This window comes from Pedobacter sp. AC402 (genome assembly GCF_979252805.1).
Genome location: NZ_CEEDAI010000007.1, coordinates 1 through 13,315, shown reverse-complemented (window position 1 = coordinate 13,315; position 13,315 = coordinate 1). Strand labels below are relative to the sequence as shown.

The window sequence follows — 13,315 nt, the reverse complement described above, 5'->3', positions numbered from 1 at the left end:
ATTTTGAAGGTAAAAATTGTGTTAGTAATCCATTTTCATGAAATCCACTACCCGCTTAAATTCGTCGTGTATAGCGGCTTTTAAATGGATTCTTTCTTTGGTAACCGGATGCGCAAATTCCAATTCAGATGCGTGCAACAACATGGTGGTCATTTCCCACTGATCTTTAAAAAATTTATTCTGCTTGTTGCAGCCATGTGTCCTGTCGCCTATAATTGGATGCAGAATATGACTAAAATGCCTTCTTAATTGGTGCATCCTGCCGGTTTTTGGTGTGGCTTCTATTAATGAATACCTTGAGGTTGAATGTTTGCCAAAAGCTACTGGGATTTCTGCTCGTTGTAGGGTAATAAATGAAGTGAAAGCATCCTGCATGGTGCCATTTTCTTTTGCAAGAGGATAATCGATATCCATAGCATCAGGTGCGAAACCGCGTAAAATAGCTAAGTATTTTTTATTTGTTTCAGTATTCATAAATTGCTGATGCATAGCAATTTCAGATGACTTATCGAAAGCAAATAACAATATTCCGCTAGTCTTTCTGTCAAGACGATGAACCGGACTCTACATGTTTACCAACCTGATCTCTTAACAACTGAAGGGCAAATTCTGTTGCATCTCTGGCAATTGGTGATTGATGCACCAACAATCCATGAGGTTTGTTAATCGCAATTAAATGCTCATCCTGATAAATAATCTCCAACATATTGCCGCGAAGATAAGGATATTATGGTTTTTGCGTCATTGCCTAAGTAAATAAATCAAAAGCCAGGCGATAGGTGTTGCAATGTGCATCTACAATATCCTTAATTTCTGTAGAATAACCACCGCCCATGCTTACCTCAACCGGCAAATTTTTATCCTTACATGCTTGTAAAACTAACCTGTCGCGTTCTTTACAGGCAGCCTTGCTTAATGCGAGCTTACCCAACTTATCTGTAGAAAGAACATCCACTCCTGATAAATAAAACACAAAATCTGGTTTGGCACGTTCAAAAGCTTTTTTGAGGTTTACTTTCAAAATGGCAAGGTATTCATCATCCTGCACACCATCGTTTAAAGCAACGTCGAGACTGGAAATTTCTTTCCTAAAAGGAAAATTTTTATCTCCATGCATCGAAAAAGTAAATACTTTAGGCTCTGATTGAAAAATTTCTGCTGTTCCATTTCCCTGGTGTACATCTAAATCTATGATTAAGATCCGACTTGATAAACCTTTATTTAATAAATAGTTAGCTGCTATTGCCTGATCATTTAACATGCAGAAACCTTCGCCCCAATCGCTACCCGCATGATGTGTACCTCCAGCCACATTAAAGGCAATCCCATTGTTTATTGCATAATGTGCAGCATCAATTGTACCTTGTGTAATCCTTAATTCCCGTTCCAATAATTGCGCATTCAGAGGGAAACCGATCCTTCTTTGATCTTTTGCTGAAAGCGTCAAGTCTCTTAACTGCTCCCAATAGGCTTTTTGATGCGTCAATAGAATGATATCTTCCGTAACTGGCTCAGAGCTGAATAAATTTTGCTCATCTATCGTACCTTCATGCAAAAGCTGTTCAGGTATCAATTCGTATTTCAACATTGGGAAACGATGGCCTTCAGGTAGCGGATGTGAATATAACGGATGCCAGGCAATTTTAATCATCAGCCCAAAATCTCTCCTACATGTTTTTCAATATTCGTGCAGATCTGATCCACTGGAAGATCGTTTGCATCGTAGCCGAATGGGTTTTCTATTTCTTCAGCTATCAGCTCCAAACTTGCTAATACATAGAGAATAAAGGGAACAATCGGTATAACGAAATAGCCTAAACTGAACACCCATCCAAATGGTAGCGTAACGACATAAATGAAAATAAATTTTTTGATGAAAGCACTGTACGAAAATGGAATTGGTGTATTTTTAATCCGTTCACAAGCACCGCAAATATCCGTAAACTGGTTAAAATCGCTTGATAGCACGATGAATTGTTCTTGTGAAATTGCACCCTTTTCCAATAAACCATATAGTTTGTTAATCAGGCTTCCGGCAATTTGGTTTGGGATATGTTTTCCTTCTTCAACTTCGATTAAAAGACTGTTTTTTCCGAAATATACTTTTTCACGCAGGTGCTCTTTTAAACCGAAAGCATATTTAGGAATACCATATTCGAAAAATTTAACATCCTCATCTGTTAATTTAAGTGCCTTAATCTTCATTGCAAGGTTACGGCTTACATTGGTTAAAGATCCGAGCAACTTTCTGCCTTCCCACCATCTATCGTAAGCTGTATTGGTTCTAAAAACAAGTAGCAATGACAACACGAAGCCCAATAAACTATGCATCATTCCAACATTGGTTACATAGCTGCTTTTGGAAAGTTGAAAAAAACTCAATTCGGCAAAAGCAACCAAGCCCGAAAAAATAGCTACAGCAAGCATCAATGGCCATAATTTTCTGAACGTATCGCTTTTGTGAATATGAAAAATGAATGTACTCCAGTCTTTAGGGTTGTAGTTGATCATTCTTTAAAGTTTTATTTTTAAAATATCTAAACTGACTTTCAACAGTGCTTGGCCAGCCAGAAAAACATCTTCAAATGAATTATATAAAGGCACGGCACTTAAACGGATTACATTTGGCTCGCGCCAGTCGCCAAGTACATGATTTGCCATCAGGCCATCGAAAATTTGTTTACCTTCTTGCTGTGCGATAATTGAAAGTTGGGCACCCCGATCTTCTGGTGTTTTCGGGGTAATGATTTTATACTGCGTAATTCCTAATGTTTTATTTACTTCATTAATAATGAATTCAAGGTAGTTGGTTAAAGTTATACTTTTGATTCTTAAGGGCTCAATAAATCCAGCTTGTTCAAAGAGTTGAAGTGAGGCATGGTATAAAGCCATGGGCATTACCTGCGTGCAGCTCACTTGCCAACCATCTGCCCCAGGTTCAGGAATAAAGCCTTTTTCCATCTTAAAGCGTTTGTTCTCCTGGTAGCCCCACCATCCTGCAAAGCGATTTAAATTGTTATTGTTAAAATGCTTTTCATGAACAAAGATACCACTTATGCCCCCCGGACCTGAATTTTGGTATTTGTACGAACACCAGCATGCAAAATCTACATCCCAATCGTGCAATTTCACTGGTACATTTCCAGCCGCATGTGCTAAATCCCACCCTACAATGGCACCTATTTCATGCCCGGCTTTGGTAATGGTTTTCATGTCGTACCACTGGCCCGTATAATAATTTATTCCGCCAAATAGCACTAGAGCTATATCATCGGCATTTTCTTTGATTTTAGCTAAAATGTCATCAGTATGGAGTATTTCTTCGCCTTCCTTAGGGAAAACCTCTATAATCGCTTCTTTTGGGTCAAAACCATGAAATCTTACTTGGCTTTCTATCGCATACTGATCTGAAGGGAACGCGCCCCCCTCCATAATAATTTTAAAACGTTTTCCTTTTGGTTGATAAAAGCTTACCATCAACAGGTGAAGATTTACCGTTAAGGTATTCATTGGGCAAACTTCAGCCGGTAATGCACCCACAATAGGTGCCATTAATTTTTTTAATTCCTTATGGTAGAACATCCATGGCTCATTTCCATCAAACCAGCCTTCTACGGCATAGTTGGCCCAGTTATCAAGCTGCCCTTTTAAAACATCAGCTGCAACTTTAGGTTGTAGCCCTAAAGAATTGCCACACAGGTAAATAAAATCTTTATTGTTATGCTTTGGAAATATAAATTGAGACCTGAAATGACGGAGCTGATCAGCTTCATCAAGTGTTTGCGCGAATGATAAGTTATTTTCGAAATTCATTGGCTCAAAACTACAAAAAAAGCAGGCATTGTTCCCAATCCTGCTTTTCTATTTATTTAATGATTATTAAAATTTAATTGTATCGTGTTTGCCTAAATCTGGCGTATCGCCGGTTACAACTGCTTTTAACATACTGAATAATACCACAATTTTTGAAGATGAAGCATCCCAGTATTCGGCCTCTTCTGGTGTAACTTTTATCAGGATTAACCTGGGGTCTTCAACCCCATCAGGAAACCATGCTTTAACAAATGGAGAGAAATATGCTTCTTTCCTAACCTGATCATCAACAAGCTCTGCTTTTCCTTTAACAGTAAGGTATGTATTATTCGATGGATCGCTGTAAGCCAACAGCACGTTATTTTCTTTTGAAATTTCTTTTGATTTAGGCGAATATTCATTTGTGTAAAACCACAAACTGCCATCGTCTTCAATTTTTGCAGTTCCCATTGGTCTGCTACCCAATTCATCTGATGAAGAAAATGTGGTAAACATACATGTTCTTACACTTTCGGCCATTTCTTTAAGGATTGCTATGTTTTTCTCGTTTTTCATCTTTATTTTAGTTTTATAAAGACAACAGGAAGTGCGCAAAAATGTTTCTGTAAATTAAGCCTTATTTGGTTTACTTACATATTTATTACCTTTAACATAAAACCGCCATGGCAGCAAAGCGTGTTCTTTGGCATATGCAATTCCAACGCGTGGGCTTGCAACGATATCCTCTTCTTTATATTTTATGGCATGGTCTTCTATCCATATCTCATCCCCATTAAGGTCTTTTGTATTAAATTTCCTGTCAATTCCCAACGCTTTTGCAGCTGAGCCGGGCCCGGCAGAAATAGCACCTTTTGTGTACGGCATATTCCTTCTTTCCTCAATAATAGCTATGCCAATTAAAGGTTCAATTCCTCTAATAAGTACTGCGTGGGGATCATTTTCCTTTGAACTTACAATGTTGAAAAGGTTGTGCATGCCATAGCAAAGGTATACATAAGCAATTCCGCCCTTGCTGTACATGGTTTCAGTGCGGTTTGTGCGTCGGCCACCATAAGCATGAGATGCTTTATCTTGTATTCCAAAATAAGCTTCGGTTTCTACAATAATTCCGGCAGTTATTTCATCATCTATTTTAGTGTACAATACCTTTCCGAGCAGATCCTTGGCCAAGCCAACAACATCTTCATTGTGGTAATATTCAGGGTTTAACTTCAAAATAATATTAACTATCTGTTTAATATAATTGATATAACTTGCTCTATATAAGCTTTATCGGTATCATCGAATTTATTTAGCACTTCACTATCCACATCTAAAACGCCAATAACTTCACAGTTTACAATGAGTGGCAAAACAATTTCTGATTTAGAAGCAGATGCGCAGGCAATATGTCCGGGAAACGCATCAACATCAGGCACAATAATGGTTGCTGCCTGCGCCCACGAAGTTCCGCATACACCTTTTCCTTTTTTAATGCGTGTACAAGCCACCGGACCTTGAAACGGACCCAATACAAGTTCATCATGTTTTACCAGGTAAAAGCCTACCCAAAACCAATTAAATTGTTCTTTTAGCGCAGCAGCAACATTTGCCAGGTTTGCAATAAAATCTGTTTCGCCATACAGCAGTGCTTCAATTTGAGGGATGATGGACTGGTATTGTTCTTCTTTTGATGTGTTCCGGGTAATGGTTAAATCTTCTGCCATATTTAATGCGTTTAAGTCAAAGTTAATCATGATTTGCAAAATGCATGCTTAAAGGTGATTTAATGACGAAAATTTGAACGACAATCTATTTTTAAAATTATTAGTTTTGAGCCTTATCAATTCAATTAATGATTGTAGCCTTAACCATCACGAAATTTCATCGCTTAGCCATTCCCTTTGCATTTATCGGCATGGCTGTTTTAAGGTTGCCTTTATGGCTGACAAAAACATGTAGATTTTGGAAATTAATGGGGAGTGGAAAAGATGCCCAGGTTGATCTTGCGCCAGATTATAAACATTGGGCGGTACTCACTACCTGGGACAATAGAGCTGATTGCGATCATTTTTACCGTAATTCTTTTGTAGTGAAGTGGTTCAGGTTTTTTGGAATAGAGCATTTTACCATGTTATTAGATCCTTTAGCTAGTCATGGCTTATGGTCAGGTAAACAGCCATTTACTATTTCGAAAAATAAAAGCCAGCATCAGGGTAAAATAGCAGTGATTACCCGTGCTGCCATTAAATTTAATAAGTTAAAAGAGTTTAGGCAAAACATAAAACGTGCAGCAAATGCGATGAGAAATGCTCCGGGATTCGTGCTTTCTGCCGGAGTTGGTGAAAACCCATTTTTTGATCAGGCTACATTTTCCATCTGGACAGATGAAGATAGCATGAAAAATTATGCTTACAAATCATTTGATCACTCTGATGTGATTAAACTCACCAGGGAACGCCAATGGTACAAAGAAGAATTGTTTGCCCGTTTTGCTATTGTAGATAGTTGGGGAACATTAAACGGGGTTTCTATCGATATATAAAAAAAATTAAATCATAATACAATGAGAGTAGTAGCAGAGCTTCCGCACCCGGAATGTAAGATTACCATTTTTTCAATGAACCAGAAATTCATCATCAAGTTTGAGCAGGGTACTTTTGAGCAAAGTTATAAACTGGCCGAACTAGACTTGAGTGGAGGGGGCGTTAATGATGTTTTCGAAATTATTGACGAAGCGTTTATACAAACAGTAGTTGCTAAGTTTAAACTCATGCGTGCTGATTTTACTGCTGCCTACAATAGGCATCATTACTAATGGATTTAGTGTGTAAGTTACTGATTTATAGCGGATTTTGTGCTGTTTCAGAATTAAATTCTGAATTTTAGCCTTACTCTATGGTATTCTTTGACTTCTAAAGTCTAAATTTGTTTAATTGAAAGAATTTAACTGATTGATATTATGGTCATTATGTTATCTAACAGAATATAATTTTCTAAGGCTTTTTTGCCAAATAAATGGGAAGTTTTGGGGTTTTGACTTGAATGGTAAGTTTTATTTGTATTTCAGTCTTCAAACTAATTTTGAAAGATTTTTGGCCAATTAAGATTTCTCCGCTACGGTTGAATGACGGTTCCATCGAAATAAAATTTTCTCAAATAGTGATTGAGAATAAATAGTTTAGTGTAGTTTAAGGATTTCTCCGCTTCGGTCGAAATGACGTTTCGATCGCTCAAATATTTTCTTAGTGGTAATTGAGTTTGGTTTAAGGATTTCTCCACTACGATCGAAATGACGGTTCGATCGAAATAAAATTTTCTCAAATTGTGATTGAGAATAAATAGTTTTTTGTAGTTCAAGGATTTCTCCACTACTGTCGAAATGACGATTCGATCGAAATAAAATTTAAATATTTAGGTATATGTCAAAGATTTCTCCGTTTCAGTCGAAATGACGGTTCGATCGAATTAATTTTTTTTTTAAGGGAAGTTGAGGTATAGATCAAGATTTCTCCGCTTCGGTCGAATAACGGTTCGATCGCTCCTAAATATTTCTTAATGGTAATTGAGTTTAGTTTAAGGATTTCTCCGCTACGGTCGAAATGACGGTTCGATCGAAATAAAATTTTCTCAAATAGTGATTGAGAATAAATAGTTTGTTGTAGTTCAAGGGTTTTCCACTACTGTCGAAATGACGAATTAAAATTTTCTTAAATAGAGATTGAGAATATATAGTTTAGTATAGTTCAAAGATTTCTCTATTACGATCTTATACTTTCAATATAGGTCAAGGATTTATCTACTAGGATCGAAATGACGATTAGATCGAATTAAAATTTAAATATTTAGGTATAGGCCAAAGATTTCTCCGCTACGGTCGAAATGACGGATTTATCGATATTATATTATTCTTAAAAGGTAATTGAGTTTAGTTGAAGGAATTCTCCGCTACGGTCGAAATGAAGGATTTAATTGATGGTTTCACAAACTGTAATTCAAATTTATAATACAAAAAATGCGCATAAATAAATCTGTGTTTATCTGTGCGCATCTGTGGTTAAAAAGATTAAGAAATCACAGTATCGTGCACCACCACTCTATACCAGTTTTTAGAGAACTTCTCTACAGCATCTAAATGTGTTTTATCTTCCTGATAGGCATTATGATCTGCAATATTGGCAAAGGTTATGGTAAGTGAATAGGTAAATGAGTTATCGGTAACCGGGCGTACAGGTGTATTGGCTGCCAAGCCGTAACTTATGGTTTTAATGTATTTAATTGGTTTCAAACTTTCGAAGAAATTGGCGAAATCTGCAATTTCAGTTTTAGTGAGTTGAGGTTTTAGCCAGAACATTACGAAGTGTTGGATCTGGCCTTTATCAATGGTAGGGATTTCTGTCATGCGTTTTTTTTTCTTTAAATATATTAATCATTTTTTATTAGGCATAAAAAAAGTCCTGATGTAAATCAGGACTTTTAATATCTTTTAAAAAAGATTAGTTTTTAGGTTGTACCCTACCAGATTTTCTGTCTTCACCTCTACCGATTAAATAACCGCCACCAGCTCCAACTAATCCACCTATAATAGCACCTCTACCTTTTTTCTTATCAATTAATGCACCACCAACGGCACCACCAACACCACCAATTACAGCACCTTTAGCTGCATCGCTCCATCCTTTTTTCTTAGCTGTTGGTTGTGTACCACCATATGCAGCACTTGAGCTACCACCTGAACTTGCATAAGATCTTGATGAATTTGCACCTGCCTCTTCTTGCTGCTGCTAATTCTGCCTGATGCTTAGCTTCTTTTTCTTGTTCTACTTTAGCTACTTCTGCTTTTTTAAAGCTATCTAACCTTAAACTGTCTTTTACTGCTTTAACTGCTAATTCCTTTTCGGCCTGTTGTTGCTTTAATGCAGCTTCTTCCTTTGCTTTGTTGTTACAAGCAAATAAAACTGAAGAACTTAATGCGATTACTACCAATATCTTTTTCATAACTTTTAATTTTTTAAATGACACTTGTTCAGCTACCTAACCTCGCTAAACAGGTTTCAATTGGATGTGTGATTTAGTTAATTACTTGTACTAAAGAAAAAATGATGCCAAAATGTTTTGAAAATGGAAAATTATTCCTCAAGGTCGATATACCAAAAGCCGGAAAGTGCTGTGGTTGAGCATGGTGAATCTTCATTTTCTTCTTTTTTTGCTGGTGTATTATAAGTCCTAAATACCTTCTCACCTATGGTAAAAGCGATTTTATTCCTGAAAATTGGTCCCTCAAAGGCGAAAGTATGAAATTCTCCGTTTTCTCCGCAGGGGTCAATATCGGCGGGCAATTGATTAATTAAATCTAGGCTGATTACTTTTCCACAATACTTTTCGAGATTTTGCTGGGTGCAAACAATGATGGTTTTATAGCTCAGGTTTAAGAATTCTACACATAATTGTTTTGTATTTTTTTGCCACAAAGGGAAAATTGCGGTCATTCCTATTTCTGCCAATTTATTTTCACGGTATGTACGTAAATCTTCCAGAAAAATATCGCCAAAAATGGAATGCGTAATGCCTTCATCTTTAAACTTAGTAAGGTGATGCTTCATTGTATTATCGTAGGTTTCCATATCGGGCATTTCGCCCAAGCGGATCTGGTACAACGGAATACCAATACTTTCAGCCTGTTTAATCAGCAGGGCTTCTCTAACACCGTGCATGGAAACCCTGTTGTATTTTTCGGTAACCGTTGTAATGAGGTAACGGATTTCTATAGTTGGATCTTGCAGGGCATAATGAAGTGCCAAAGTACTGTCTTTACCTCCGCTCCAGTTAAAAATGCAAATCTTTTTACCTGGCATCTGATAAGATATCTTTTAGTTCTGCAACGCCTTCTACTGCGTTTTTTTCGATATTAATTACGTTTTTATAACGTTTTACATCTGGTGTTTTCGGATCAATGATGTATTTATCTATAACAGAAGGTACAAAATCTATCAGGCCTGCTGCCGGATAAACGGCCAATGAAGTACCTATAATTACAAATATATCGGCCTGTTTGCAAAGCTTGGCTGCTACTTCGATCATCGGAACGGCTTCGCCGAACCAAATTACATGGGGCCTTAGCTGCGAACCAAGTTCGCACAGTTCGCCCATTTTAATTTCAGCTCCCTCAATAGGATATACTAATTCTGATTTGATATCGGATTGCGATTTGGTAATTACGCCATGAAGGTGGGTAACTTTGGTTCAACCTGCCCTTTCGTGCAAATCATCAATATTTTGAGTAATAATTTCAACATCAAAATCTTTTTCCAGTTCAGCCAGCAGATAATGTGCATGATTGGGTTTTGCCGCTAAAACCTGACTCCTCCTTTCATTATAAAACTGCTGAACGAGTATTGGGTTTCTTTCCCAGGCTTCTGGCGTAGCCACATCGTATACATTATAACCTTCCCAAAGGCCATCAGCATCCCTAAAAGTTTTTAACCCACTTTCAGCACTGATCCCTGTCCTGTTAAAACAACTAATTTCATAAATGTGATTGCTGTGCTTTATATGGTTACACTGTTTTTAGTGTTTTAACTGATTGATTGTAATTGATGAATTTTTTGGATAGGTGTTTGTCCGCCTTAAAAATTTCGGGGTGAAACATGCATGCAAGTGCTTCAATACCTTCTACCAATGTGCCTACGCTCGGTTGAGTAAACATATCAAAATCTGCAATGTATACCTGCTTGTTTTTTACAGCTTCAAGATTATCCCAGCCAGCTTTCGAAAGTCAACAATTGCATTTCTTCCAAACTCCTGATCTGATCGAAACCGCAAGGGGCAATTACCAAAACTTCCGGGTTGTATCTTACTGACTTTATCCCATTGGGTAACGATAGAGTCTCCTGCGGATTGGAAAGCATATCTACCCCACCGGCTGCAGCAATCTGAAATGGAATCCAATGGCCGCAATTATAAATCGGTTCAATCCATTCCATCAGCATAATTCTTTTTAAAGGTGCGCGGTTGGCCCTAAGCTGATCTAATATGTAATCGGTTTTATTTTGCAGGCCTGCAAGGTATTTTAATGCTACTTCTTCTTTACCAAGTGCTTTGGCAATGGTTATGGCACATTCGAAAACATCTTTTAGGTTGTTGGGTGATAATGGTACCAGTGTAGGCTGCTTACTGAGCTTCATTACAGCCGTTTCTGTACAAACGGTATCAATATTACATACCTCGCAGATATCCTGTGTAAATACAACATCAGGTGCAATGCTTTCCAGTAATTCGTCATCAACCCAATACAAGCTTTTACCCTGTGCTTTTGAAGCTGAAAATATCCGATCGATCTCGATACTCGAATAGTTTTTACCTTCGAGTATGCAACGTACTACCTTTGGCTGATCTGCAGCCTCTTTAGGGCATTCGAATGTTACGCCATGCAAATATTCCTGCAGACCCATATCGTAGATCATTTTTGTAGCGGCAGGTAAGAAGGAAACAACTTTCATATCAATATTTTTTTTGCGTTATCCTGTTTTTGTTTAACATCAGGATCAGAAACCTATAGTCTTTATAAAATGCTGATCCGGATTGTTCAGAAGAGCGCGACGAAAGTTCTAAGTTAAAAAAAATCCTCTTTTGAATCGAATCAAAAGAGGATTTCTATGTTGTTTTTTAATATTTAGTTATACCAAATATTGAATATTTCTACAATTCTTGTGTTTGTAATTTCAATACCGGGTACTTTGCCTTTAGCACTTCAAAAGCACCGAAAAGCAATGCGCCATAAATAACTGTTCCTTCAAGGAATCTGATTTCGAAAGGAATTGCCTTTACCAAACATGCCCAAAAACCAGCTACATCTTGCGTATATGCAGGATTGTTATACCAAACACCGATATCGCTTACAATCCAGTGGATAAAAACAATAACCAGGGTTGAGGCCAGCAGATTTACAACAGTAACATTTTTTAACATTGTTCTACCTACCAACACCATTAAGGCAAAGGCAAGATAAGTCCAATACCAGCCTTCATAAAGAAAACCACTGCTGTATTTGCTGAATATAGTGGCCGATAAAATAAAATCACTTAAGAATAAGCTTAATAAAGGAAAGGCAAATGCTTTTAAATTATCTTTAAAATAGGCTCCTCCAAATAAAGCTACAGCTCCTATTGATGAAAAATTAGCAAATTTTAATTCATCTGAATTGAACGTTACCAATAAACGGAATGCCGTTATGGCCAATATCATCAACAGCAAAATTAAGGTGCGTGGATTAAATTTTAAATGAGACATTTTATTTTGGTTAATATTTATAGTGCAAAGTTAATTCTTATTAGTGTATATTAAAAATTACACCGGTATTAAAGTTGAAACCTAAACTATTGTAGCCAATAATTTCGTTATATTTTTCGTTAAGAATGTTCTTCGCATCAAAAAATAACTTCACTCGTTTTTTAGCCAATGCATATTCTGCGTAAGCATTAAATAGCTTGTAACCCGCTAAATCATCAACGGTATAGGTTACAAAATTTCCATCTTTACGTTTACCAAAGTAACGGAAGTTGGCACTCACAAATAAGTTGCTGGTGGCCTGTGCACCTGCAGTAATACCAAAAGTATGCTTTGGTCTGCGGAAAAGATAGTTGGCAACAGCATTATCTACAAAGTTAAACTCATTACCTTCTACATATGCGTAATAACCGTTAATTGTAAATACACTAAATTTAGCTGCTGGTTCTACTTCAAAACCTTTGGTTTTCTGACTCACCTGATTGATGTATCCATTTGGAAAAGCATAAAGAATCGCATCCGTTAAATCGCGTTTGTAACCTGCCAGGCGTAAGCTAAACTGATCATCAGCAAAACTAAAAGTTAACTCCTGCCTCGTAATTTTGTGATTTCTCCGGCTTTAAATCAAGGTTGGCTCCAAACTGACCAAAAAGCATATTTAGTGTAGGTACTTTAAATGCAGTTGAAACTGTTCCGAATAATTTTATCTCTTTAATAATATTAATGCTTGGGGTAATTGAGTAGGTATAGTTTTCGCCATATTGTTTGTGTTTATTGTAACGTCCGCCAATTTCAAGATTAAAAACACTTAAATCATGTAAAAATAATGATCCGTATGCGGCAAAAATATTAGTTTCGGGCTTGTTTGCTGCTGATGATAATTTCATCACGCGGTTATCAATCCCTACTAATAAATCGAGTTTATTGTTTATTTTTTGGTTGTAAAATAAATCCAACAATGATACCCTTCCTTCATTAAGGCTCGAAAACTGACTATGTGCATCGTTTCTTGTACTTTCAAAACTATAATTTAATGTTACTTTACCTGTAGCAAATTCGTACCTGGCATTTGTACCTGCGGCAAAGTTTTTAAGGATAGAATAGTTGTTTGCATCGGTTTCTTAAAGTGCATGAAAAACGCGAAAGCGTTTCACGATAAATGCGAAAACCAGTGGTGTTAGTGAGGTAGACCTGGTTAATATCGGCTCTGCATACAACCGAACGAAGTACAGGACAT

General features: G+C 36.9%; 17 protein-coding genes and 2 pseudogenes. 2 read left to right on the top strand and 17 right to left on the bottom strand.

Translation table 11 applies throughout. From position 1 onward, the window contains the following. Window positions 1-21 precede the first annotated feature (21 nt). The 7 genes and pseudogenes from AC0IWE_RS06465 to AC0IWE_RS06435 form a co-directional block, all read right to left on the bottom strand. Window positions 22-706, bottom strand: a pseudogene (locus AC0IWE_RS06465) (pseudouridine synthase). A gap of 42 nt (window positions 707-748) precedes the next feature. Beyond that, complete coding sequence (locus AC0IWE_RS06460) at window positions 749-1,651, bottom strand: histone deacetylase family protein (protein ID WP_471792432.1); 903 nt, start codon at window positions 1,649-1,651, stop codon at window positions 749-751. After that, window positions 1,651-2,511: a bestrophin family protein gene (locus AC0IWE_RS06455; RefSeq protein WP_471792431.1), complete on the bottom strand. Its 861-nt coding sequence runs from the start codon at window positions 2,509-2,511 to the stop codon at window positions 1,651-1,653. The genes AC0IWE_RS06460 and AC0IWE_RS06455 overlap by 1 nt, the downstream gene beginning before the upstream one ends. 3 nt (window positions 2,512-2,514) lie before the next feature. Further along, window positions 2,515-3,813 carry a kynureninase gene (gene kynU / locus AC0IWE_RS06450; RefSeq protein ID WP_471792430.1) on the bottom strand — a complete coding sequence of 433 codons (1,299 nt, stop codon included), beginning with the start codon at window positions 3,811-3,813 and terminating at the stop codon, window positions 2,515-2,517. 66 nt (window positions 3,814-3,879) lie between these two features. Next, window positions 3,880-4,368 carry a pyridoxamine 5'-phosphate oxidase family protein gene (locus AC0IWE_RS06445; protein ID WP_471792429.1) on the bottom strand — a complete coding sequence of 163 codons (489 nt, stop codon included), beginning with the start codon at window positions 4,366-4,368 and terminating at the stop codon, window positions 3,880-3,882. Between the two features lie 54 nt (window positions 4,369-4,422). Beyond that, complete coding sequence (locus tag AC0IWE_RS06440) at window positions 4,423-5,028, bottom strand: DNA-3-methyladenine glycosylase (protein WP_471792428.1); 606 nt, start codon at window positions 5,026-5,028, stop codon at window positions 4,423-4,425. A gap of 11 nt (window positions 5,029-5,039) precedes the next feature. Continuing rightward, window positions 5,040-5,519 carry a GAF domain-containing protein gene (locus AC0IWE_RS06435; RefSeq protein ID WP_471792427.1) on the bottom strand — a complete coding sequence of 160 codons (480 nt, stop codon included), beginning with the start codon at window positions 5,517-5,519 and terminating at the stop codon, window positions 5,040-5,042. Between the two features lie 128 nt (window positions 5,520-5,647). Between AC0IWE_RS06435 and AC0IWE_RS06430 the strand changes: the two genes are divergently transcribed. Then, window positions 5,648-6,337: a DUF3291 domain-containing protein gene (locus AC0IWE_RS06430; RefSeq protein ID WP_471792426.1), complete on the top strand. Its 690-nt coding sequence runs from the start codon at window positions 5,648-5,650 to the stop codon at window positions 6,335-6,337. A gap of 21 nt (window positions 6,338-6,358) precedes the next feature. Then, a complete protein-coding gene (locus tag AC0IWE_RS06425; protein ID WP_471792425.1) occupies window positions 6,359-6,610 on the top strand; it encodes a hypothetical protein in 252 nt (83 codons plus the stop codon). A gap of 1,248 nt (window positions 6,611-7,858) precedes the next feature. Here the strand turns inward: AC0IWE_RS06425 and AC0IWE_RS06420 are convergent. From AC0IWE_RS06420 to AC0IWE_RS06375, 10 genes and pseudogenes are all read right to left on the bottom strand, one after another. Further along, the gene (locus AC0IWE_RS06420) at window positions 7,859-8,194 is read right to left on the bottom strand and encodes a Dabb family protein (RefSeq protein ID WP_055913739.1); all 336 of its coding nucleotides are present in this window, start codon (window positions 8,192-8,194) and stop codon (window positions 7,859-7,861) included. 94 nt (window positions 8,195-8,288) lie between these two features. Next, the gene (locus AC0IWE_RS06415; RefSeq protein ID WP_431295389.1) at window positions 8,289-8,405 is read right to left on the bottom strand and encodes a glycine zipper domain-containing protein; all 117 of its coding nucleotides are present in this window, start codon (window positions 8,403-8,405) and stop codon (window positions 8,289-8,291) included. Window positions 8,406-8,517: 112 nt separating this feature from the next. Next, entirely contained in the window at window positions 8,518-8,790 is a 273-nt protein-coding gene (locus AC0IWE_RS06410; protein ID WP_471792424.1) for a hypothetical protein, read from the bottom strand. A 131-nt stretch (window positions 8,791-8,921) separates the two neighbouring features. Further along, entirely contained in the window at window positions 8,922-9,647 is a 726-nt protein-coding gene (locus tag AC0IWE_RS06405; RefSeq protein ID WP_471792423.1) for a Dph6-related ATP pyrophosphatase, read from the bottom strand. Then, window positions 9,637-10,293 (bottom strand): annotated as a pseudogene (locus AC0IWE_RS06400) (SIR2 family NAD-dependent protein deacylase). Before AC0IWE_RS06400 ends, AC0IWE_RS06405 begins: the two are co-directional and overlap by 11 nt. Before the next feature lie 55 nt (window positions 10,294-10,348). Then, the gene (locus AC0IWE_RS06395; RefSeq protein ID WP_471792422.1) at window positions 10,349-10,498 is read right to left on the bottom strand and encodes a hypothetical protein; all 150 of its coding nucleotides are present in this window, start codon (window positions 10,496-10,498) and stop codon (window positions 10,349-10,351) included. Between the two features lie 46 nt (window positions 10,499-10,544). Further along, window positions 10,545-11,291 carry a TroA family protein gene (locus tag AC0IWE_RS06390; protein ID WP_471792421.1) on the bottom strand — a complete coding sequence of 249 codons (747 nt, stop codon included), beginning with the start codon at window positions 11,289-11,291 and terminating at the stop codon, window positions 10,545-10,547. 199 nt (window positions 11,292-11,490) lie between these two features. Next, on the bottom strand, window positions 11,491-12,081 hold the full coding sequence (locus tag AC0IWE_RS06385; RefSeq protein WP_055913755.1) for a DUF6580 family putative transport protein: 591 nt from the start codon (window positions 12,079-12,081) through the stop codon (window positions 11,491-11,493). Window positions 12,082-12,121: 40 nt separating this feature from the next. Further along, entirely contained in the window at window positions 12,122-12,625 is a 504-nt protein-coding gene (locus tag AC0IWE_RS06380; protein WP_471792827.1) for a TonB-dependent receptor domain-containing protein, read from the bottom strand. Between the two features lie 28 nt (window positions 12,626-12,653). Beyond that, a complete protein-coding gene (locus tag AC0IWE_RS06375; protein ID WP_471792826.1) occupies window positions 12,654-13,175 on the bottom strand; it encodes a TonB-dependent receptor domain-containing protein in 522 nt (173 codons plus the stop codon). Between the last annotated feature and the right edge of the window lie 140 nt (window positions 13,176-13,315).

What these genes read in the sequence shown, in the direction of transcription:
- AC0IWE_RS06460 (WP_471792432.1), bottom strand. Translation starts at nt 1,651, where the DNA reads ATGATTAAAATTGCCTGGCATCCGTTATATTCACATCCGCTACCTGAA.
- AC0IWE_RS06435 (WP_471792427.1), bottom strand. Translation starts at nt 5,519, where the DNA reads ATGGCAGAAGATTTAACCATTACCCGGAACACATCAAAAGAAGAACAA.
- AC0IWE_RS06390 (WP_471792421.1), bottom strand. Translation starts at nt 11,291, where the DNA reads ATGAAAGTTGTTTCCTTCTTACCTGCCGCTACAAAAATGATCTACGAT.
- AC0IWE_RS06445 (WP_471792429.1), bottom strand. Translation starts at nt 4,368, where the DNA reads ATGAAAAACGAGAAAAACATAGCAATCCTTAAAGAAATGGCCGAAAGT.
- AC0IWE_RS06410 (WP_471792424.1), bottom strand. Translation starts at nt 8,790, where the DNA reads ATGAAAAAGATATTGGTAGTAATCGCATTAAGTTCTTCAGTTTTATTT.
- AC0IWE_RS06425 (WP_471792425.1), top strand. Translation starts at nt 6,359, where the DNA reads ATGAGAGTAGTAGCAGAGCTTCCGCACCCGGAATGTAAGATTACCATT.
- kynU (WP_471792430.1), bottom strand. Translation starts at nt 3,813, where the DNA reads ATGAATTTCGAAAATAACTTATCATTCGCGCAAACACTTGATGAAGCT.
- AC0IWE_RS06455 (WP_471792431.1), bottom strand. Translation starts at nt 2,511, where the DNA reads ATGATCAACTACAACCCTAAAGACTGGAGTACATTCATTTTTCATATT.
- AC0IWE_RS06395 (WP_471792422.1), bottom strand. Translation starts at nt 10,498, where the DNA reads ATGTTTACTCAACCGAGCGTAGGCACATTGGTAGAAGGTATTGAAGCA.
- AC0IWE_RS06420 (WP_055913739.1), bottom strand. Translation starts at nt 8,194, where the DNA reads ATGACAGAAATCCCTACCATTGATAAAGGCCAGATCCAACACTTCGTA.
- AC0IWE_RS06430 (WP_471792426.1), top strand. Translation starts at nt 5,648, where the DNA reads ATGATTGTAGCCTTAACCATCACGAAATTTCATCGCTTAGCCATTCCC.
- AC0IWE_RS06405 (WP_471792423.1), bottom strand. Translation starts at nt 9,647, where the DNA reads ATGCCAGGTAAAAAGATTTGCATTTTTAACTGGAGCGGAGGTAAAGAC.
- AC0IWE_RS06385 (WP_055913755.1), bottom strand. Translation starts at nt 12,081, where the DNA reads ATGTCTCATTTAAAATTTAATCCACGCACCTTAATTTTGCTGTTGATG.